This is a genomic window from uncultured Aquimarina sp. (genome assembly GCF_947495315.1).
GTDB lineage: Bacteria > Bacteroidota > Bacteroidia > Flavobacteriales > Flavobacteriaceae > Aquimarina.
The window spans coordinates 394,968-415,102 of the sequence record NZ_CANLYD010000002.1 but is presented as its reverse complement, the minus strand read 5'-3'; the positions used below and the strand labels follow the sequence as shown (position 1 = coordinate 415,102).

The following is a 20,135-nucleotide window of genomic DNA, read 5'->3' as shown; positions in this document are numbered from 1 at the left end:
AAGTTTTAAAAGCTTTTTTTACTTATTGTTATTCTTTCTTTCGAACAGTTCGTTGTTCAATTCTCTTCTCATATCTTTCTCCCTGAAAAATTCTTTGCACAAAAATCCCAGGAATATGTACATGATCCGGATCCAAGGTTCCTGCAGGAACTAATTCTTCTACTTCTGCCACCGTAATTTTTGCAGCTCCACACATACAAGGATTAAAATTTCTGGCTGTACCTTTAAAAATTAGGTTTCCCGCTTCATCTCCTTTCCAAGCCTTTACAAAAGCAAAGTCCGCTTTAAAAGCTTTTTCTAGTATATACATTTTGCCATTAAACTCTCTGGTCTCTTTTCCTTCAGCTACTTCAGTTCCGTAACCTGCTGGCGTATAAAATGCCGGAAATCCACCTTGTGCGGCCTTACATCGCTCCGCTAATGTCCCTTGAGGAATAAGTTCTACATCTAGCTCTCCACTTAACATCTGACGCTCGAATTCATCATTCTCACCTACATAAGAAGAAACCATTTTTTTGATTTGTTTTTGCTGAAGCAACAGTCCTAATCCGAAATCGTCAACACCTGCGTTATTAGAAATGCAAGTCAATCCTTTTATGTTTTTCTTTACTAATTCTGCAATAGAATTTTCTGGTATTCCGCAAAGCCCAAAACCTCCAAGCATAAAAGTCATGTTGTCTTTTACGCCTTCTGTAGCTTCAACAACTCCACCCACTGTTTTACGAATCATAGTGTTCAATTTTAGCAGATTAAAAGTACTAAAAAAATAGTACTAAAACGTTTGAACACTCATAGTTTTAGAAATATTTAATGATATTTATATAAGAGACTAAAAACCAAGTTCATCATCTACCTTATTCCTTTTTTCATAGATTTCGCAATCTAACTCAATGGAAAGGTTTTCAGGTTTTTGAAATTCAGATTTTGAAATATCCAAATTATCATCCCCATAACATTTTTTCATGTAGAGCGCCCAAATCGGAAGTGCCATAGTCGCTCCTGCTCCATATGTTGTAGATTGAAAATGTGTTGATCTATTATCTCCTCCGACCCAAACTCCAGTACAAAGATTAGGAACAATACCCATAAACCATCCATCACTCTGATTTTGGGTAGTTCCTGTTTTTCCAGCAATGGGATTTGTAAATCTGTATGGGTGACCTGTAACTACATTCTTATAAAGATATTGATCAGAAGCTTCTGTTCTAAGTCTTTTACCCGATCCAGTTTGCGTAACACCTTCCATCAAATTAAGAGTCATATATGCAGATTCTTTGCTAATTACATCTTTTCTTTCAGGAAAATTATCATACAATAATATTCCATTCTTATCCGTAATATGAGAAATTATGAAAGGTTTGACATATATTCCTTCATTTGCAAAAGTACTGTATGCTCCTACCATCTCAGATAACTTAAGATTTTCAGTTCCCAAAGATATCGATGCGACCGTATCTATATCTGATTCTATACCTAACTTTTTAGCCAAATTGATAACCGGTTCTGGTCCTATTCTATCAATTAATCGAGCAGAAACGGTATTGACCGACCCTGCTAACGCATCTTTAAGGGTTACAGATCCTACATAATTTCCATCTGTATTCGTCGGAGTCCAATCTTTACCTGATACTCCATGCTTTCCGACAGGTATAGTCACTTTTGCCCTTGGTATTTTATAACAAGGTGAATATTTTAGTTGATCAATAGCAGTGGCATACACAAATGGTTTAAATGTAGACCCCACTTGTCGTGTTCCCTGATTCACATGATCATATTTAAAATATTTGTGATTAATACCTCCGACCCAAGCTTTTACTTCTCCAGTTTGAGGATTCATAGACATCAATCCAGTATGTAAAAACTTTTTGTAAAACAAAATAGAATCACGTGGAGTCATTACAGTATCCTTGATCCCCTTCCAGGAAAACACTTTCATCTCTACTTTCTTATCAAAAGAGGTTAGAATCTCTTTTTCACTTTTACCCAAATCGAGCATTCTTTTTCTTCTGGAAGAAGTTCTAATAGCTTCTTTTACTATATTATTTACTTGTAGACTTGAAATACCCCTAAATGGTGAAGTACTATTATTTTGTTCTTGCTTATCAAACTCTTTCTGTAGATTACTCATATGTTCCGTAACTGCTTCTTCTGCATATTTCTGCATGCGAGAATCAATAGTCACGTAGATTTTTAAGCCATCTCCATAGATATCATAGTATTCTAATTCACCTTCTTTATTTTTTCCCTTAGGGTTTAACTTAATCCATTTTTCCACCCACTTTTTTACTTGCATTCTAACGTAAGTAGCGCTACCTTCAGAATATCCTTCTGACTTGTAATCAAGTATTAAGGGAGTTTTTTGCAAACTATCTTTTTCTTGAACCGTCAGATATCCGTATTTAGCCATCTGGCTTATTACTGTATTTCTTCTATCAATGGCATTTTTTAATCTAGTTTTTGGATTATATATGGTTGCGCTTTTTAGCATCCCTATAAGCACTGCAGATTCTTGTATATTTAGATCCTTCGGTTTTTTATTAAAATAAATTCTCGATGCTGATCCTATGCCAATAGCTTGTCTAGCGAAGTCATATTTATTTAAATACATGACTATAATTTCATCTTTTGTATATTGCCTTTCCAAGCGAGCAGCAATTACCCATTCCCTAATTTTCTGAGTATATTTGTCCCAATTTTTCGATCGGAGACCTATAAAAAGTAATCTGGCCAATTGTTGGGTGATCGTACTTGCTCCTCCCCTTCTACCTAACGAAGTGAAAGCTCTCATAGTACCTCTTGCATCCACTCCCGAATGTTCATAAAAACGAACATCTTCGGTAGCGATTAAAGCATTTACAAGGTGTGGTGGTAATTCATTATAAGTTATTGGAGTTCTATTCTCATTAGGCTTAAAAATAGTTCCTAATTGCTCACCGTCAGATGATATAATCTGAGCAGCCAAATCATTTTTAGGGTTTTCCAATTGCTCGAAGGTTGGCATTTCACCTAAAGCACCCCAGCTAGCCAGAAGAAATAAAAAGATTACAATGGTCAAAACAGCGATGAAGGCAATCCAGAAATATCTAACATATTTACGTGTATTAAAATTGACTGGTTGTCTATCCCTTTTTGCTTTAAAAACCGATTGCTCCATTCTAGCTTAATGATTATAATCTAAAGACCAAACTCATCTTCTATAGGATCCTCTATCTTTATATTTTCCTTAAACTCTTTGCAATCCACTTCTATTGTTAGATTCTCTGGCTTTTTAAACCCATCTTTCGATACTTTAAGTGTTTTATCGGCATAACACTTTCTCATATATAATGCCCATATTGGCAATGCCATAGTAGCTCCTTGTCCATATTTTACAGAACTAAAGTGAGTAGCACGATCATCTCCTCCAACCCAAACACCTGTACAAAGATTAGGAACTATACCCATAAACCATCCATCACTTTGATTCTGTGTTGTCCCTGTTTTACCAGCAATTGGATTCGTAAATTGGTAAGGATATCCAGTAATCACGTTTTTATAATCATATCTATTAGAAGGTCCAGATCTAAGACGTGCTCCAGATCCTGATTGGGTAACTCCTTCTAGCAAGTTTAGCGTTACATATGCTGCTTCCTTACTGATCACATCCCGTGTTTCTGGTTCAAATTGATACAAGGTTGTACCATTTTTATCTTCAACACTAGTAATCATTACTGGTTTATTATAAATTCCTTCATTGGCAAAAGTACTATATGCACCTACCATCTCTGATAACTTAAGATCTACAGATCCTAATGCTATAGAGGCAACTTCTATAACTTCTGATTCTACTCCAGATTTTTTTGCTAATCTTACAATAGGTTCCGGACCAATACGATCCATTAAACGAGCAGAAATAGTATTCACAGACTTTGCAAGTGCTTCTTTAAGACTTAGATATCCTGTATATTTAGCATCGCTGTTCTTTGGAGTCCAATCCTCCATTACACCATGTGATCCCGCAGGAATTGTGATTTGGGACATCGGTAACGTATCACAAGGAGATAATTTAAGTTGATCTATTGCTGTTGCATATACAAAAGGCTTAAAAGTAGAACCTACCTGACGTGCTCCTTGATACACGTGATCATACTGAAAATGCTTAATATCAACACCTCCAACCCAGGCCTTAACCTGGCCTGTTTGCGGTTCCATAGACATCATCCCTGATCTTAAAAATCTTTTATAATACAAAATAGAATCTCTTGGAGTCATAATAGTATCTATATAACCTTTCCAGGAAAATATTTTCATCTCAGTTTTAACATCAAAAGATTTTAGAATATCTTTTTCACTCTTATTCTGAGATAACATTTTTTTTCTTCTTGCAGAACTTCTAATAGCTCTTTTAACTATTCCTTCAACTTCTTGCTTAGTTAAATCTCTAAAAGGCGCTGTTTTATTTTTCTGTTCCTGTTTATCAAACTCTTTTTGTAAGTTAGACATATGTTCCTGAACAGATTCCTCTGCATATTTCTGCATTCTCGAATCAATAGTAACATTAATTCTTAGTCCATCTCTATAAATATTATAGTATTGAGGATTTCCGTCTTCATCTTCTCCTTTTGGGTTTTTTTCCACCCATTTCCCCATCCAACTTCTTACATATTCTCTAAAATAAGTAGCTATTCCGTCAGAATGACCTTCTGGTGCATAATCTAAATTTAAGGGTAGTTGTTGTAAACTATCTTTTTCTTGAGTAGAAATATATTCATATTTTGCCATCTGAGACAAAACTACATCACGTCTGTTTTTTACTAATTCTGGTCTTCTTAACGGATTAAAAAGCGAAGAATTCTTTAACATCCCTACTAGCACTGCTGCTTCTTCTTTCTTAAGGTCTTTTGGTGTTTTATTAAAATAAATACGAGAGGCAGAACTTATACCTATCGCCTGATTAAGGAAATCGTATTTATTGAGATACATTGCCATGATCTCATCCTTGGTATACTGTCTTTCTAATCGAGTAGCGATTACCCACTCCTTAATTTTTTGGGTATACCGTTGCCATCCTTTTGATCTTGTTCCAGTAAAAAGAAGTTTTGCCAACTGTTGTGTAATGGTACTTGCACCTCCTTTTTTGCCTAAAAAGGCAAAAGCACGAATCGTTCCTCTAGCATCTATACCAGAATGTTCATAATAGCGTGCGTCTTCTGTTGCTACCAAAGCATTAACCAAGTCTGGAGCTAAATCTTCAAAATTAACAGGAGTTCTGTTTTCTTTAAAAAAAGTTCCTATTTGCTTTCCATCAGAAGAAATAATCTGAGTTGCTAAATCATTTTGAGGGTTTTCTAATTCATCAAAACCTGGCATTTCTCCAAAATATCCCCAACTGGCAAAAAGGAATACTAATATTGCCAAAAATATTCCTGACGCAAAAGTGATCCAAAACCACTTTATGTATTTGAACACATCTAATTGAGGGGTTTTTGATGTTTTTCTTGTTGATTTGGGTGTTGCTTTAGCCATATTATTTAGGGTTTTCTGCAAATTCTATTCTAAAACCTATATCAGTAATTCCTTCCAAAGAATTTATTCCAAGTGTCTCTCCATTTTTTCTCATTGCATGCTGAAGTACCACTTTATATACTCCTTTTTCTGCAAAATTTACATTTGTTTTATACCAAAGTTTACTTTCTTTTACATCCGTAAAACCAATACCTAACCATTCTCCATTTGGTTTTGCCATTTCATATTCTAAAGTATCTGTAACTATTTTGCCGTTCGGAAACTCCATCTCACTAATCAAAAACAGATTACTAAACTTATAGTCGTTCGTGTTTCTTACATTGATAAATAGATTATATCGTTGTAATGAATCAAGTTCGGGTAAGGTAAAACGTATCTTTTCATCTTTTTCCCAAGAGTTTGATACTGTTTTATATTCGTCAAAAACTCTTGTGTCATCACAAGAAACAATACCTATTAACAGAAAAAGTAATGTAAAAAACCTACGATTTATCATTATTCTTGCGCTGCTGTGGTTTACGTTTTTTATTACGTTGGTTGTTTTTTTTCCTATTTGAGTTTTTGCTCTCAGTATTTCCTTCTTTTGGTTTTTGAGAAGTTGGTTTTTGCTTTTCTACAGAAACTTTCTTTTTATTTCTGTTTCGGTTTTTATTCCTCCTTCTATTGCTTCTTTTTGGTTGATCAAATCGCGTAAGACTATCTTGTCCTACAACGTTCTCAAAATCAACTTTAGTATCTTCAATGAGTTCTGAAGCAAATTCTTCAAGGCTAGCTACCGTTTCTTTCTTTTTATTTGATTCAATAATCTCATTTGCATGATCGGCAGAAATTTTATGCCAATTCATCCATTCTCCTTCATAAGCATACCATAAATACCCTTTGAATATATCAATTTTCTGACAAACAGCCGTACCTTTTTCGGTATGGAGTTTAACCTCGGTCTTAGGGAACTCTTTTAAAGCATCAATATATGCATCCAGTTCATAATTAAGGCAACATTTTAGTTTACCACATTGACCGGCCAGTTTCTGAGGATTTAATGATAATTGCTGGTATCTGGCGGCACTAGTATTTACAGATCTAAAATCGGTAAGCCAGGTAGAACAACATAATTCTCTTCCGCAAGAACCTATTCCACCTAATCGAGCAGCTTCCTGGCGAAAACCTATCTGGCGCATTTCTATTCTGGTACTAAATTCTTGTGCAAATTCTTTAATCAATTGTCTGAAATCGACCCTATCTTCTGCTGTATAATAAAAAGTACATTTAGAACCATCACCCTGAAACTCTATATCAGAGATTTTCATCTGTAGTTTCAGACGAATTGCTATTTCTCTAGAACGAACTTGTATTGCTTGCTCTCGATCTCTAGCTTTTTGCCAAATATCGATATCTTTTTGTGATGCTTTTCGGTATATTTTTTTAACATCTTCACTGTCTACCTCTACCTTCTTCTTTTTCATTTGGATACGCACCAACTCTCCTGTAAGTGTAACAATACCCACATCATGTCCTGGAGAAGCCTCTGTAGCGACAATATCCCCTATACTCAATGAAAGATTTTCTGTATTCTTGAAAAAGTTTTTACGTCCGTTTTTAAAACGAATTTCCACACAATGAAAAGGAGCTACACCGCTAGGAAGCGACATATTAGATAACCAATCAAAAACAGTTAACTTATTACAACCATCTGTACCGCAGGTACCATTATTCTTACATCCTTTTGGTTGTCCGTCTTTCCCGGAGGAACAACTACTACACCCCATATTCTCTTGCTATATTGAAATTTGTCTGTGATAAAACACAACAAATATGATTCTTACTTAGGTCGAGTGTTTTACACATCCGACATCTTAATCGATAAAGATACTATGATTTCTTTTAAAACCATAGTATCTAAATCATTTTAGCGTTACTGCTTATATTTTAGTACTTCAGAACGACCTTTCTTAAAAATTTTATTACTATTTCCCTTACCTTTCCTCAATGCTTTTTGTTCTTCATAAGGTAAGCTATTAATCTCTTTACATTCTATAGAACAACAACTATCCATAGCAGTTGCACATTCCTCACACTGAATGAACAGGAGGTGACATGCTTCATTTTCGCAATTAACGTGGGTATCACAAGGTTTTCCGCACTGGTGACAATTAGAAATTACATCTTCAGAAATTCGTTCTGATCTTCGATGATCAAAAACAAAATTTTTCCCTAGATATTTATTCTCTAATCCTTTTTCTTCTACCTGTCTGGCATATTCTATAATTCCACCTTCTAATTGAAATACATTTTTAAAACCTTTATGTTTATAATATGCACTCGCTTTCTCGCATCGAATTCCACCTGTACAATACATTACTAGTTTCTTATCCTCTTTATGCTCTTTTAGATTTTCTTCAATAATATCCAAAGAATCTCTGAAGGTATCTACATCAGGAGTTACTGCCCCCTTAAAATGACCAATCTCACTCTCATAGTGGTTACGCATATCTACTAATACAGTTTCCGGATCTTCAATCAATTGATTAAACTTCTCAGCATCTACATGAACTCCCTTATTGGTAACATCAAAAGTTTCATCATTTAAACCATCTGCTACAATTTTTTTACGAATCTTCACTTTCAATTTCAGGAAAGATTTGATATCCTGTTCTCTGGCAATATTCAATCGTACATTCTCCAGAAAAGAAATACTATCTAAATGTTTTTTGAATGCTTCAAAGTTTGGTGCCGGAACGGATAATTGACCATTAATGCCTTCATTAGCGACATAGATTCTTCCCAGAACGTCTAGTTCGTCCCAATGAATAAAAAGATGATTTCTGAAAATTTCAGTATTACCGATGTGTGCGTACTTGTAGAAAGAGAGTGTAAGACGTTCCATACCTGCCTCCTCAATAAGAGTAGCTCTCTCCTTTGCACTTAATTTATTGTACAGTTGCATGCTATACTAATTTTTTAAGTTAAAAGAATTTATTTACTTTCTGCAAAAGTACGAATCATAGTGTAATATGCAAGACAAGAATAGTCTGGTTTTGAATAAAAAAAATGCCTTGAAAACCACTTCAAGGCATTTTTTGGGCTAATTCGTTATTTAATTAATTTACTTAATCTAAACGACTAAAAGTTAAATAACGAAGCTAACCACCTTCAACTATACAATTACTAATACTAGTAACTGTATAGCCATCAAGTTTGTGTCTTACGACTCTTTTAAGAAATTTCATCTACATCCTCCTTCCTCACAGTTTGTTCAAGTTTTGCTTTCTTTAAAGATGCAGTAAAAGAAAAAAGGTTGCGTATGCTTTTAAAAAAAATAAACTATTGCTCTATTAAGCTAATAATCATTGTTAATAAATTAGTCAGATAAGTGTAATTTTTGAAATGGGTTTACAAAAAACTTGTAGTATTTTAGCCAAAATCAATTACAAAAGAAAGTAAACGCATGAGTACGGATAAAGAAAAAGATGCAAAATTAAAAGCGTTAAAACTAACTTTAGACAAACTAGATAAATCCTACGGAAAAGGTACCGTGATGAGGATGGGTGATTCTGCAGTTCAGGAGGTAGAAGTAATTTCTACCGGATCACTTGGATTAGATTTAGCTCTTGGTGTAGGAGGATATCCTAGAGGTAGAGTCATCGAGATTTTTGGTCCTGAATCTTCGGGTAAAACAACACTTACAATTCATGCGATTGCACAAGCACAGAAAGCTGGTGGAATTGCTGCTTTTATAGATGCAGAACACGCATTTGATCGTTTCTATGCAGAAAAACTAGGTGTTGATATAGACAACCTTATTATTTCTCAACCTGACAATGGTGAACAAGCATTAGAAATTGCAGATAACTTAATCCGATCGGGAGCAATTGATATCATTGTTATTGACTCTGTAGCTGCATTAACTCCAAAAAGTGAGATTGAAGGTGAAATGGGGGACTCTAAAATGGGACTTCATGCCCGATTAATGTCTCAGGCTTTAAGGAAATTAACTAGTTCTATTAGCAAAACAAATTGTACAGTTATCTTTATTAACCAACTTCGTGAAAAAATCGGAGTAATGTTTGGTAATCCAGAAACTACCACTGGTGGTAATGCTCTTAAATTTTACGCTTCTGTGCGTTTAGATATCAGAAGATCTACTCAGATTAAAGATAGTAACAGTGAAGTGCAAGGAAATAAAACTCGAGTAAAAGTTGTGAAAAACAAAGTAGCTCCGCCATTTAGAACAGCAGAGTTTGACATCATGTATGGTATGGGAATCTCTAAAACAGGAGAGATCATTGATATTGGTGTAGATTACGAAATTGTTAAAAAGAGCGGTTCATGGTTTAGTTATCAAGACACAAAACTTGGTCAAGGAAGAGATGCTGTGAAATCATTACTAAATGACAATCCTGAACTTATGGAAGAATTGGAAGAAAAAATCAAAGAAGCCATAAAAATTGTTAATGAATAATGTAACCCTCATAAACTAATACTAAAATCCCGAGCCTTCGGGATTTTTTTATACCTTATATCCTAGTTCTATATATGAATTCGAATTAAGAATTTTAAAGTTGTACAATATCTCCTAAAAATTATCTTGTACGAACGCAACCAAATACCAATAGTTACATCTATATGATACAATTTGGTATGTAGAACCTCAAAATTATTTTAATATGAAAAGGATAGGAATAATTGTACTGATTATTTTTTCAAGTTGTTTGACAAGTTGCTTGAATGATGATGATGGAATCATTTTTTCGTATGAAAGAGTTCCCATAGAACGAGTAGACATCCCAGGTCAATTTACGAGAGGTGAAACCTATAAAATCACAGTTTTTTATTTTAGACCTTCTGATTGCCATTCTTTTAGTGGATTTGATTATGACAGAGTGTCAAACGAACGTACAGTTTCCGTAGTCAATGTTGTCGTTCAAGATCGTATGTGTGAAGATCTTGCTGAAACGGATTTGATTGATCCCCAAATTAACTTTTTTGTTGGATCAGAAGACTCGTACATTTTCAGATTTTGGCAAGGCACAAATGATCAAGGAGAAAATCAATTTTTAATTGTAGAAGTTCCTGTTGTAGAATAAGGCTTTGATAGTATAAAGTTAACCAAAACAAAAACTGTTCGTGAGTCTAGATCAACTCATAAAAAAATGTAAGAAACAAGATGCTAAGGCGCAAGAACAACTGTATAGATTATATGGTAGTAAATTATTTTCTATCTGTCTAAAGTATTCTAATAATTATGCAAGCGCTGAAGACACCTTGCAGGATGCCTTTATTACAATTTTTAACAAAATAGAACAGTACAAAAGTAAAGGTTCTTTTGAGGGATGGATAAAACGAATCACTATCAATACTGCATTACAAAAATACCGAAAACAAAAAGTTTTTGAAATTATTGGTGAGGACCAGATAGAAGAGGTAGAAGTAGAAATAGATGAGGATAATGTTTCCTTGGATTATCTTCTAGAGATTATTCAGCAATTACCAGATAGATATCGATTGGTATTTAATCTTTATGTATTAGATGGCTATTCTCATAAAGAAATTGCAGAAATGCTTAGTATCTCAATAGGAACCTCTAAATCCAATTTGGCAAGAGCCAGAAACATTTTGAAAGAAAAAATAGAAACTAATCATGAACCGCGCGTTCAGTCAATTGAAGGATGAAGATGAGTGATAAAAAAAACATAGATAGATTGTTTCAGGAAAAGTTCAAAAATTTTGAAGTTACACCTGATGATGCTGTCTGGAAAAAAATTCAAGATCGAAAAAAGAAGGATCGGAAAAGAGTACTTCTTATACCATTTTGGTATCGCATTGCCGGGATTGCTGCATTAGTAGCAGTAATTTTATCTGTTGGATCCATTTTTCTACCTGAAGACAGTACTCAAGACTCTATAGTTGTAACTAAGGATTCGGAAAACACAGATAATTTATCTACTGAAAATCAAGACAGCAATACAACCATTCCTGATGATGGTCTTGTAGGCACTTCAAAAAATGAAAAATCAAACTATAATGATGGAGCATCCGAAAGTTCCAACGCGAATAACGAAGCGATTACGAATAGTTCCTTAAAAAATGATGATAAGAAAGATACTCCGTTTGATATAACTTCAGATTCTAAATCTACCATTTCAGATACTTATAAAAACCCTTCTGCAAATAAAAACACTACCAATAAAGAGTCTATAACAACCACTAATCTAACAAATACCGAAGCAATTGTTTCCAATAAAGATAATCAGAAAAAAGACGACATGTTATTGGAACAAAAAGCAACAACTTTAAATACAGTAGCTGAAACACAAAAAACCAGTACTTCTGAAATAAATAAAGAAAAAGTTCTTATTACTGGCACAGCTATTACTGCTAAAAATGGGATAGCAGAAAATAATAACGCTACTAACAATCAATCAGAAAATATTACGAAAAAAGAGAGCCCATATTTCCAAGATCCAAGTAATAAGGAAAATACCATTAAGGAGTCTATTGTAGACAACCAAGAAGAATCTAATAATTTGGGTAAAGAAGAAGTTTCTGACCAGACTTCAGATCAAAATCAGGGTAGTGGAAAAAAATCAATCTTTGAGGCTATCAAAGAAAAAGAAGAAAAAGAAAAAATTATAGCAGAAACCAAGTCAGGTAAAAGATGGAACATATCACCAAACGTTGCTCCAGTGTACTATGATTCATTTGGTGGATCTTCTATCGATGCAGAATTCTCTGATAATAATAAACAAGGACAAGTCAATCTTAGCTACGGTATCCAAGTTGCTTATTCAATTAATAAAAAGTTAAGTGTACGATCAGGAGTGAATAAGGTTGATGTTGGGTATAATACAGAAGATGTAGGATTTGGAATTTCTTCTGTAGGTAGGGGAGACAATAACAATGGCTTCACAAATACCCAAAGCATTATTGTGTCAGATTTTCAAGCTACACAAGCCAGCTTTACTCCTTCTCCTCCTGATATTAATGGTGAAGTTTTAGTAAAATCTCAAAATCCTGGATTACTTAATCATAGTATTGGATATATCGAAGTCCCGCTAGAACTTAAATATTCGCTAACAGACTCTAAAATCGGGATTCATATGATCGGAGGAGTCAGCACACTATTTTTAGAAGATGAAGAAGTATCTATCATTGCCGGTAGTTTTAGAAATGAAAACGTAGCGAGAGATGAAACTGTCAATGATATAAGCTTTAGTGGAAATATTGGTATAGGATTTGATTATAAGTTGTCAGATCAATTCCAGATTAATATGGAACCTATCTTTAAATATCAATTTAATGGATTTAAGGATAGTGCAGAAAATTTTAAACCCTATTATTTCGGTATATATACCGGGATAAGTTTTAAATTTTAAGACAACGAAAAAGAAAAGTAACTAAATGTGTTTTAGGTTATTTTAGTTGGTTAGGTTGAATTATTGCTCTAGGGAAGCAATGATGACAAAGCTGTTTCTGGGGAGGAACAGCTTTTGTTTTTTCTTAAAAATCGCTTTCTATAATTGACCAGATAGTAATTTATCCAAAATGACTTTGCGTATTTTTATGTTAAGCTCTTTCTTATTTTCTTGAGTCGATCCCTCAGTTGGGATTTCTTTATGGACATAAGCCCTCATTTTTCCGGGACTTCCACTAAAAAACGTATATGAAAATCTTTTTTTATTGTCTAGAAACGTTAAAGGAACTATGGGTATCTGATGATCAATCGCTAATCTGAATGCACCATCCTTAAAATCATCGAGCATAATAGATTCGTCCTCTGGAACACCTCCTTCTGGAAATATACAAATGCTAGTTCCTTCCTGTAGTCTGGCTTGCGCACGGTCAAAAACTTCTTTCCGACTTCTCTGACTATTGCGATCTACAAGTATACAGGTTCGTTTATAAAAAAAGCCAAATATTGGAATCTTAGCTAATTCTTTTTTTCCCACAAAAACAAAAGGATTTTTCACACAATACAACATTAACATAATATCTGCCATAGAAGTATGGTTGGCCACAAACATATAGCTTTTATGAGAGTCCACTTTTGCTTCTTTTTTTACTCTAGGAACAAAACCGCTGCCAAACAGCACAATTTTAGCCCAGAATCTGGCGACAACAAAAAACTGCGGATACCACTGCTCTCTTGATGTTAATATCAACAAAACCGGAAATAATATAATAATAGGGATTCCCATCATTACATAAAACCAAATTCGCCAAAGAAGAATCAATATGTATCTAAGGATAAACATAGCCGCAAAAATACACAATTGGTTTGAGCTATCTGAACAAAAAAATTACCTTTGCGAGAAACTATAAAATTACTATGGCAAGAATTCTAACAGGAGTCCAAAGTACAGGAACACCTCATTTAGGAAACTTATTAGGAGCTATTATTCCAGCAATTCATATGGCTAATCAGCCAGAGAATGATTCCTTTTTGTTTATTGCAGATATGCATTCATTAACACAGATTAAGGATGCTAAAACACTAAGAGAAAACACCTACTCTACCGCTGCAACCTGGCTAGCTTTTGGTTTAGACATAGAAAAAACTGTATTTTATCGCCAGAGTGATATTCCACAAGTTACAGAATTGTCGTGGTACCTTAGTTGTTTCTTTCCATATCAACGGTTAACCCTAGCACATTCCTTTAAGGACAAAGCAGATCGATTAGAAGATGTTAATGCTGGGTTGTTTACGTATCCGATGTTAATGGCTGCTGATATTTTATTATATGACGCAGAAATTGTACCTGTGGGGAAAGACCAGGAACAGCATATAGAAATGACCAGAAATGTAGCGGAACGTATGCATAATCAAGTTGGAGAACTTTTTGTCTTACCTGAAGCACAATTTCAGAAAGAAACGATGTATGTTCCAGGAACGGATGGTGCTAAAATGAGTAAGTCCAAAGGCAATACTATTAATTTATTTTTACCAGACAAAAAATTACGTAAAAATATTATGGGCATCCAAACAGACAGTACTCCATTAGAAGAACCTAAAAACCCTGATACCTGTAATCTATTTGCTCTGTATCAACTAGTAGCTACTGAGGAGCAATTAGCAGAAATGCGGGCAAATTATCTGAGAGGTAATTATGGATACGGTCATGCAAAACAAGCTTTATACGAACTCTTAATAAGCAAGTTCTCTAAAGAACGTGAACGCTATAATTATTACATGGATAATCTGGAAGAGATAGATAAAGCATTGGCAATTGGTGCTGAAAAAGCTTCAAAAGTAGCAAACAAAGTACTTTCCAGAGTACGTGAAAAAGTTGGATATTAATATAATTAGAATTGATATAAAAAATGCAGGTTCTCGATTAAGAACCTGCATTTTTTTTCGAACTTATCCATCCCTAAAACCCCGTTTCTATTATTAATAACACATTATGTGTTTTGTTTTCTTTATTAAAGATAACAGGATACTTTCCAGGCTCAATAACATTTCCTCTTAATCCCAATTTCTTGGCTACCGCTCCATCCAGAACAATCTTTTTTTCTAGATAAAACACACTTGGTTGTGGAGTTGGGTCTCCGTAAGCTATTTCGTAACTTGATTGTGGTTGTGAATAAAATTGTACTCCTAATAGGTTTTGGTTCAGGGCGAATGGCACACCTTCTACTTTTTCATCCAGTCGCAATTCATATGCTTCTTTAAAGGACCTGAATTCTCGTGGATCAATTCTTTCATATATTACCCAAGGGTCCATAAAGTCAAAACCACACGGAACTAGTTGACACGGATCCCAAAGTACCGGTGGAAGATTAATTTCAATAAAAGGATTGGGTAAACAGTCTACTCTGACACAAATATCGCCACGAGAAAATTCACAGGATTCTTGACCTGTAATAGGATCAATATCATTCTTAAAATTAGCCTGAAGTGTGAATTTACAAAACTCCCCAGATGCTTTTCCTAGAACAGCCTTATTATCCTGTTCTAAAATTGCCTCGGTAGTTGCAACTTCTTCTGTAATGTTTTCTTTTTGGCAAGCTATTAAAGAAATCAACATTGCCCCAATAATTACTAATGATCGTTTTTTCATGATTACATGGTTTTAAGTTAAAAAATAAAAAAGAACCTCAAGACCATTATCAGCTATAAATAGCTGTGGCCTAGTAAGGTTCTTTGATCATTAGTGTAAACTTTTATGAAGGGGTAAACATTCTAAATAAATAAATTTCCATTAATACCATGGATGAAAAATGAAACTGTCTATTAAATTTAACTCGTTTTAACGAACTGAATCTCCTTTATAAACTTTCATCTCCAGTAATTCATATTTTTTTGCTACCCCACTTGGATCTTTACTCTCATCATTTTTTAAATGTCTATCAAAAAATGAAGTTACAAGTTGGGTGGTGATTTTCATCCCTAGTTCGGCATCTATAACCCCTGTTCCAGCAATTGATTTAACAGGAATCATAAATGGAATATCCATAAAATTGGGGTGTCCTGATTGTAATAACTTACTTTCATAAAAATAATCGGTACTCTTGTTTACATAAACATGAGAATTAATATCCTGATGTTCCGCTGGCCAATCTGCAGAAATATATAAGAATGGTTTATGGTAAATAGTATCCATCATTTCGCCCCACTGAATTCCATCAATATTGGCAGCGGCTTTTATTCTATTATCTGTTATTGTTGCTTGACCAGCTGCACCACCTCCTCGAGAATGGCCAAAAACTCCAATTTTATTCAAGTCTAGTCTGTCTTTAAAAAAACCGTTATCGTTGCGATTCTCTAGTATATCTATTACAGAAACCAAGTCATTAGACCATCTCTTTACTATTTTAGTCACAACATAATCTTTAGAAGCCTCTCTAATTATTCTATGACGCTCATCAAAAGAAATATCCCGTAAAAAGGCATTCTTTATCGGCGTAATATGTTCCATAGATCCCGCATCTTCTCTTGACTGATAGTCATAATCGAAAAACTTCATAGTACCATCAGGAAATGTAGTTCCCAAGCTTTCATAGGTATGTGTAACGTTTATAATAATATACCCGTGACTTACAATTTCTGTCAATAAAGAATAATAACCAGAGGACATTGAACCATAACCAGGAGAAAAAATCAAAACAGGAAACGTTTCTTTTTGGATAGGTGCATCTAGATAAACATCTGTTTTAATACGATCTAGATAATTTATTGTAAAGGGAGGTAAAACTCCCATGCTATATTTTTTGATAAAACCTATTCGGTTTGCATCATCAATATATGTTTCCCTTTTTACATCAGAAATATGTTTTGTAGGATACCATACCTTAACCATCAACTCTCGTTTATCTAAAGAATCTTTAGTTATCAACTCCTCTCGATCCGTCTGTATATGTATCCATTTACTTCCCACAGAATAAGCTCCAGTTGGTTCTGGCAGTGAAAAAACTGGAAGTACTATTGGTAAAATCCAACCAACAATCAATAACATTATCAAACCTAAATATCCCAAACCTCGGCGGAGAGTTAACTTAAAAGGTTTATTTACATATACTAAATACATTCTCCATATCAATATTACAATCAGTAAGTATCCAGGAATCATTTGCCAACGCCAGCCTTCGACACTAAGATGTAAGACCATCACAACACATAAGGAAGTTATCCAATATTTCTTAGGAATTTCCTTAATGGATTGACGTTTTACAAATGGTAAAATTGTTACAAAAATTAATAAGATGATTTCTAAAACTCTCATTTTTTTAAAGGTAAATAGTTATATCTGTTACAAGATTTCTAAAAAAAGCTGGTCATTGACTTTTAATCGATAAACAACTCATTTAGATTCCTTTTCTACCCTTTTAGTCCTTTCAAGTTGCGTAGTCTTATAAAAATTAAAACTAAAACATTAGTTCAAACTAAATATTTAGTTTATATTAGCATTCTCAAACTAAGATCTTAGTTTGAAAGACTATAAAGAAATCAATCAATTTATGAAACAGTTGACCAAAGCAGAAGAAGATATTATGAAAATCCTATGGAATCTAGAGGAAGGCAGCGTAGTTGCGATCCTGGAACAGTTACCAGAACCAAAACCTGCTTACAATACTGTTTCTACGATTGTAAGAATATTAGAAGATAAAGGCTTTGTAAATTATCGAAAAGAAGGAAGAATTCATATTTACATCCCACTTGTTAAAAAAACAGAGTACAGCAATCAGAGTATCAACAAATTAATTGACGGTTATTTTCAAGGATCTTTTAAGAGCATGGTTTCTTTTTTTATGAAGAAAAACGACATCAGTATTGCTGAGATGGAAGCAGCAATGAGAGAAATAAATAAAGAGGAAGAATAACATGATACATTACATACTACAAATCATTGCGTTTCAACTGCTTTTTTTAGTAACATATGATCTATTTCTAAAAAAAGAAACATTTTTTAACTGGAATAGAGCATATCTCCTCATAACCCCTATTCTAAGTTTTTTACTTCCACTGATTCGATTAGATTTTATAAGACAAAATATTCCCACAGCATACACCATACAATTACCCGAAGTACTTATTACAGATTCTCCTATGCAGGTTCATCTTTTACCAGAAGTCGTAATCGGATCAGAGAGTCACCTATCAAGTTACATTTCTTTGATACCAGTTTTTGGGTATTTATGGTATCTGGGAGTGGTAGCAAGCTTATTTTTATTTCTTTATAAGGTTTTTAAAATATTAAATTTAAGAAGATCCGGAACTAAGGTAAATACAAAAAATATTACGCTGGTATCATTACCAAATACAACCACTGCATTTTCTTTTTTCAATACAATTTACATTGGGACTAATCTTTCGGAAATTAAAAAAACCAATGTCTTACTTCACGAAAAAATTCACGTAAGAGAATATCATTCTATAGACCTTATTTTCTTTGAAATATTACGAATTCTATTTTGGTTTAATCCGTTGATCTATATATATCAAAATAGAATAGCCATGCTTCAGGAATATATTGCAGATGCTAAGGCTATAGCAGAAACTAGTAAAAAAGAATACTATCAGAACCTATTATCTCAAGTTTTCGAAACAGAGAAAATTTCATTTATTAATACATTTTTTAATCATTCATTAATCAAAAATCGACTTGTTATGTTACAAAAATCAAAATCAAGAAAAATCTTTCAATTAAAGTATTTATTATTACTACCCGTGGTTTGTATGATGTTAGTGTACACTTCTTGTACTGAAGATGCTAATGCGCAATCCATAGAAAACTCAGAGAATATAGATACTTCAAGGAGTCTTTTGATACAGAAAATAGAAGCGGTAAAGCAACAGATCGCCGTGCAAGGTAATGTGAGCCCAGAAGAAGAAAAAGCTTTAAAAGTTTTATCAGCTTTGGTGAATGGTGATGTTTCAAACGAACAATACCAAGGCATAACAGGTGCTTTAGAAATACCTTTTGGAGTTATAGAGAAGGTTCCTGTATATCCTGGTTGTGAAAACCTCACTAAGGTAGAGGCGAAAAGATGTTTCTCTAAGAGTGTTTCTCAATTCATTGGCAGTGAGTTTAATACAGAAATTGGAAAAGAACTGAAACTTAGTGGGCGTCAAAAAATTCTTGTAAAATTTAAGATAGATAATTTGGGTAATACTACAGATGTTCACGCACGTGGGCCATTACTAGCATTAGAAAATGAAGCAATACGTGTTATTAATCAATTACCTAAGATGACACCAGGAGTGCAAGATGGAGTCAATGTTGGTGTAATGTACTCCTTACCAATAGTTTTTGAGATAAAAGAATAACATCTCATTATAAATCAAAATTAAAGGGCTGGTTATCATGAATTCTAACCAGCCCTTTTTATTGCCAACATTTATGAACTGCTATTAGCGTTCGAAACCTTTTTCTACCGCTAATATGACATTAAAAGTTCCATTTTCCTTATTAGTTATTACTGGATATTTTCCAGCTTTTACCACATTACCTTGCAATCCTAGTTCTTTGGAAATTTCTGCATCAAGAATCAATGAATCTTCTACTGTAAAGACATTATCTTTAAACAAACCTTCCTCCTGATAAAACTGCAATCCTGCTATTTTCTCATTTAAAGCAAAAGGTACAGAAGCTTTTCCTGGATCAATATCTACTTCTAATTTATCTCTAAAAGAGAGGAAATCTCTAGGATCCAACTTTTCGTAGATTATCCATGGATCCCAAATATCAATCCAGCAAGGTACAAACCAGCATGGATCGTAAAAGATAGGAATACATATTTTTTCGAAACCACATATTCCATTAAGCGAAGAGAAACACCTACCTTGAAACCTTAGTCCTCTTTCAAAAATATAGTAACATCGATAGGAAATCCATTTACCTTCTACTTCTGTTTGGTTATTACTTTCATTTACATCTACAATAGAATTTGTTTCTTCTACTGTTTCTTTTTCACAAGCGTAGAATACCCCAATTGCTATTGCTACGGCTAAAAAAAATACTTTTTTCATATTATTTAGGTTTTAAGATTAAAAAAATCCCCATTACAATTGGCTGTTGGCACTCCAATCGTTATAGGGATATATGGTGTAACAAACTCTTTTTTTGATTCTTTAAAGAGTTGTTTTTTAGTAAAACTTTTAAAAAGGGAAATCTGGCGCTAAAGTAAAGTCA

Annotated in this window: 17 protein-coding genes; 7 read left to right on the top strand and 10 right to left on the bottom strand. The window is 33.8% G+C overall.

Going from position 1 to position 20,135, the window contains the following annotated elements; genetic code table 11:
* Positions 1-28: 28 nt before the first annotated feature.
* The 6 genes from Q0910_RS05245 to Q0910_RS05220 form a co-directional block, all read right to left on the bottom strand.
* Positions 29-730, bottom strand: coding sequence for a CoA transferase subunit A (locus Q0910_RS05245; RefSeq protein WP_299213292.1), 702 nt, complete (start codon positions 728-730; stop codon positions 29-31).
* 99 nt (positions 731-829) lie between these two features.
* The gene (locus Q0910_RS05240; protein ID WP_299213290.1) at positions 830-3,154 is read right to left on the bottom strand and encodes a transglycosylase domain-containing protein; all 2,325 of its coding nucleotides are present in this window, start codon (positions 3,152-3,154) and stop codon (positions 830-832) included.
* 20 nt (positions 3,155-3,174) lie between these two features.
* Positions 3,175-5,505, bottom strand: a complete 2,331-nt coding sequence (locus Q0910_RS05235; protein WP_299213288.1) for a transglycosylase domain-containing protein — start codon at positions 5,503-5,505, stop codon at positions 3,175-3,177.
* Between the two features lies 1 nt (position 5,506).
* Entirely contained in the window at positions 5,507-6,001 is a 495-nt protein-coding gene (locus tag Q0910_RS05230; RefSeq protein WP_299213286.1) for a gliding motility lipoprotein GldH, read from the bottom strand.
* Entirely contained in the window at positions 5,988-7,271 is a 1,284-nt protein-coding gene (gene ricT / locus Q0910_RS05225; protein WP_299213284.1) for a regulatory iron-sulfur-containing complex subunit RicT, read from the bottom strand. Before ricT ends, Q0910_RS05230 begins: the two co-directional genes overlap by 14 nt.
* A 146-nt stretch (positions 7,272-7,417) precedes the next feature.
* Positions 7,418-8,449 carry a rhodanese-related sulfurtransferase gene (locus Q0910_RS05220; protein WP_299213282.1) on the bottom strand — a complete coding sequence of 344 codons (1,032 nt, stop codon included), beginning with the start codon at positions 8,447-8,449 and terminating at the stop codon, positions 7,418-7,420.
* Positions 8,450-8,950: 501 nt separating this feature from the next.
* On the opposite strand from Q0910_RS05220, the gene recA reads away from it, so the two are divergent.
* The 4 genes from recA to Q0910_RS05200 all read left to right on the top strand — a co-directional run bounded on the left by recA (position 8,951) and on the right by Q0910_RS05200 (position 12,878).
* Positions 8,951-9,964, top strand: a complete 1,014-nt coding sequence (gene recA / locus Q0910_RS05215) for a recombinase RecA (RefSeq protein WP_299213280.1) — start codon at positions 8,951-8,953, stop codon at positions 9,962-9,964.
* A gap of 205 nt (positions 9,965-10,169) precedes the next feature.
* Positions 10,170-10,589: a hypothetical protein gene (locus Q0910_RS05210; protein ID WP_299213278.1), complete on the top strand. Its 420-nt coding sequence runs from the start codon at positions 10,170-10,172 to the stop codon at positions 10,587-10,589.
* Between the two features lie 40 nt (positions 10,590-10,629).
* Positions 10,630-11,175, top strand: a complete 546-nt coding sequence (locus Q0910_RS05205) for an RNA polymerase sigma factor (protein ID WP_299213276.1) — start codon at positions 10,630-10,632, stop codon at positions 11,173-11,175.
* Between the two features lie 2 nt (positions 11,176-11,177).
* Positions 11,178-12,878 (top strand): hypothetical protein, encoded by a 1,701-nt coding sequence (locus Q0910_RS05200; RefSeq protein WP_299213274.1) that lies wholly within the window; start codon positions 11,178-11,180, stop codon positions 12,876-12,878.
* Positions 12,879-13,016: 138 nt separating this feature from the next.
* Here the strand turns inward: Q0910_RS05200 and Q0910_RS05195 are convergent, their stop codons facing one another.
* Positions 13,017-13,757 carry a lysophospholipid acyltransferase family protein gene (locus tag Q0910_RS05195; protein WP_299213272.1) on the bottom strand — a complete coding sequence of 247 codons (741 nt, stop codon included), beginning with the start codon at positions 13,755-13,757 and terminating at the stop codon, positions 13,017-13,019.
* Positions 13,758-13,831: 74 nt separating this feature from the next.
* Here Q0910_RS05195 and trpS point away from each other — a divergent pair, with 74 nt between their 5' ends.
* Positions 13,832-14,800, top strand: coding sequence for a tryptophan--tRNA ligase (gene trpS / locus Q0910_RS05190; RefSeq protein WP_299213271.1), 969 nt, complete (start codon positions 13,832-13,834; stop codon positions 14,798-14,800).
* A 73-nt stretch (positions 14,801-14,873) separates the two neighbouring features.
* Here the strand turns inward: trpS and Q0910_RS05185 are convergent, their stop codons facing one another.
* The gene (locus Q0910_RS05185; protein ID WP_299213269.1) at positions 14,874-15,563 is read right to left on the bottom strand and encodes a hypothetical protein; all 690 of its coding nucleotides are present in this window, start codon (positions 15,561-15,563) and stop codon (positions 14,874-14,876) included.
* Positions 15,564-15,752: 189 nt separating this feature from the next.
* Positions 15,753-17,225: a hypothetical protein gene (locus Q0910_RS05180; protein WP_299213267.1), complete on the bottom strand. Its 1,473-nt coding sequence runs from the start codon at positions 17,223-17,225 to the stop codon at positions 15,753-15,755.
* A 235-nt stretch (positions 17,226-17,460) separates the two neighbouring features.
* Here Q0910_RS05180 and Q0910_RS05175 point away from each other — a divergent pair, with 235 nt between their 5' ends.
* Positions 17,461-17,823 (top strand): BlaI/MecI/CopY family transcriptional regulator, encoded by a 363-nt coding sequence (locus Q0910_RS05175; RefSeq protein ID WP_118459537.1) that lies wholly within the window; start codon positions 17,461-17,463, stop codon positions 17,821-17,823.
* 1 nt (position 17,824) lies between these two features.
* On the top strand, positions 17,825-19,270 hold the full coding sequence (locus tag Q0910_RS05170; RefSeq protein ID WP_299213265.1) for a M56 family metallopeptidase: 1,446 nt from the start codon (positions 17,825-17,827) through the stop codon (positions 19,268-19,270).
* An 84-nt stretch (positions 19,271-19,354) separates the two neighbouring features.
* Here the strand turns inward: Q0910_RS05170 and Q0910_RS05165 are convergent, their stop codons facing one another.
* Positions 19,355-19,972, bottom strand: coding sequence for a hypothetical protein (locus Q0910_RS05165; RefSeq protein ID WP_299213263.1), 618 nt, complete (start codon positions 19,970-19,972; stop codon positions 19,355-19,357).
* Positions 19,973-20,135: the final 163 nt, after the last annotated feature.

Coding starts and splice junctions, on each gene's coding strand:
- Q0910_RS05240 (WP_299213290.1), bottom strand. CDS start 3,154: ATGGAGCAATCGGTTTTTAAAGCAAAAAGGGATAGACAACCAGTCAAT.
- trpS (WP_299213271.1), top strand. CDS start 13,832: ATGGCAAGAATTCTAACAGGAGTCCAAAGTACAGGAACACCTCATTTA.
- recA (WP_299213280.1), top strand. CDS start 8,951: ATGAGTACGGATAAAGAAAAAGATGCAAAATTAAAAGCGTTAAAACTA.
- Q0910_RS05195 (WP_299213272.1), bottom strand. CDS start 13,757: ATGTTTATCCTTAGATACATATTGATTCTTCTTTGGCGAATTTGGTTT.
- Q0910_RS05185 (WP_299213269.1), bottom strand. CDS start 15,563: ATGAAAAAACGATCATTAGTAATTATTGGGGCAATGTTGATTTCTTTA.
- Q0910_RS05235 (WP_299213288.1), bottom strand. CDS start 5,505: ATGGCTAAAGCAACACCCAAATCAACAAGAAAAACATCAAAAACCCCT.
- Q0910_RS05170 (WP_299213265.1), top strand. CDS start 17,825: ATGATACATTACATACTACAAATCATTGCGTTTCAACTGCTTTTTTTA.
- Q0910_RS05245 (WP_299213292.1), bottom strand. CDS start 730: ATGATTCGTAAAACAGTGGGTGGAGTTGTTGAAGCTACAGAAGGCGTA.
- Q0910_RS05230 (WP_299213286.1), bottom strand. CDS start 6,001: ATGATAAATCGTAGGTTTTTTACATTACTTTTTCTGTTAATAGGTATT.
- Q0910_RS05180 (WP_299213267.1), bottom strand. CDS start 17,225: ATGAGAGTTTTAGAAATCATCTTATTAATTTTTGTAACAATTTTACCA.
- Q0910_RS05165 (WP_299213263.1), bottom strand. CDS start 19,972: ATGAAAAAAGTATTTTTTTTAGCCGTAGCAATAGCAATTGGGGTATTC.
- Q0910_RS05210 (WP_299213278.1), top strand. CDS start 10,170: ATGAAAAGGATAGGAATAATTGTACTGATTATTTTTTCAAGTTGTTTG.
- Q0910_RS05175 (WP_118459537.1), top strand. CDS start 17,461: ATGAAACAGTTGACCAAAGCAGAAGAAGATATTATGAAAATCCTATGG.
- ricT (WP_299213284.1), bottom strand. CDS start 7,271: ATGGGGTGTAGTAGTTGTTCCTCCGGGAAAGACGGACAACCAAAAGGA.
- Q0910_RS05200 (WP_299213274.1), top strand. CDS start 11,178: ATGAGTGATAAAAAAAACATAGATAGATTGTTTCAGGAAAAGTTCAAA.
- Q0910_RS05220 (WP_299213282.1), bottom strand. CDS start 8,449: ATGCAACTGTACAATAAATTAAGTGCAAAGGAGAGAGCTACTCTTATT.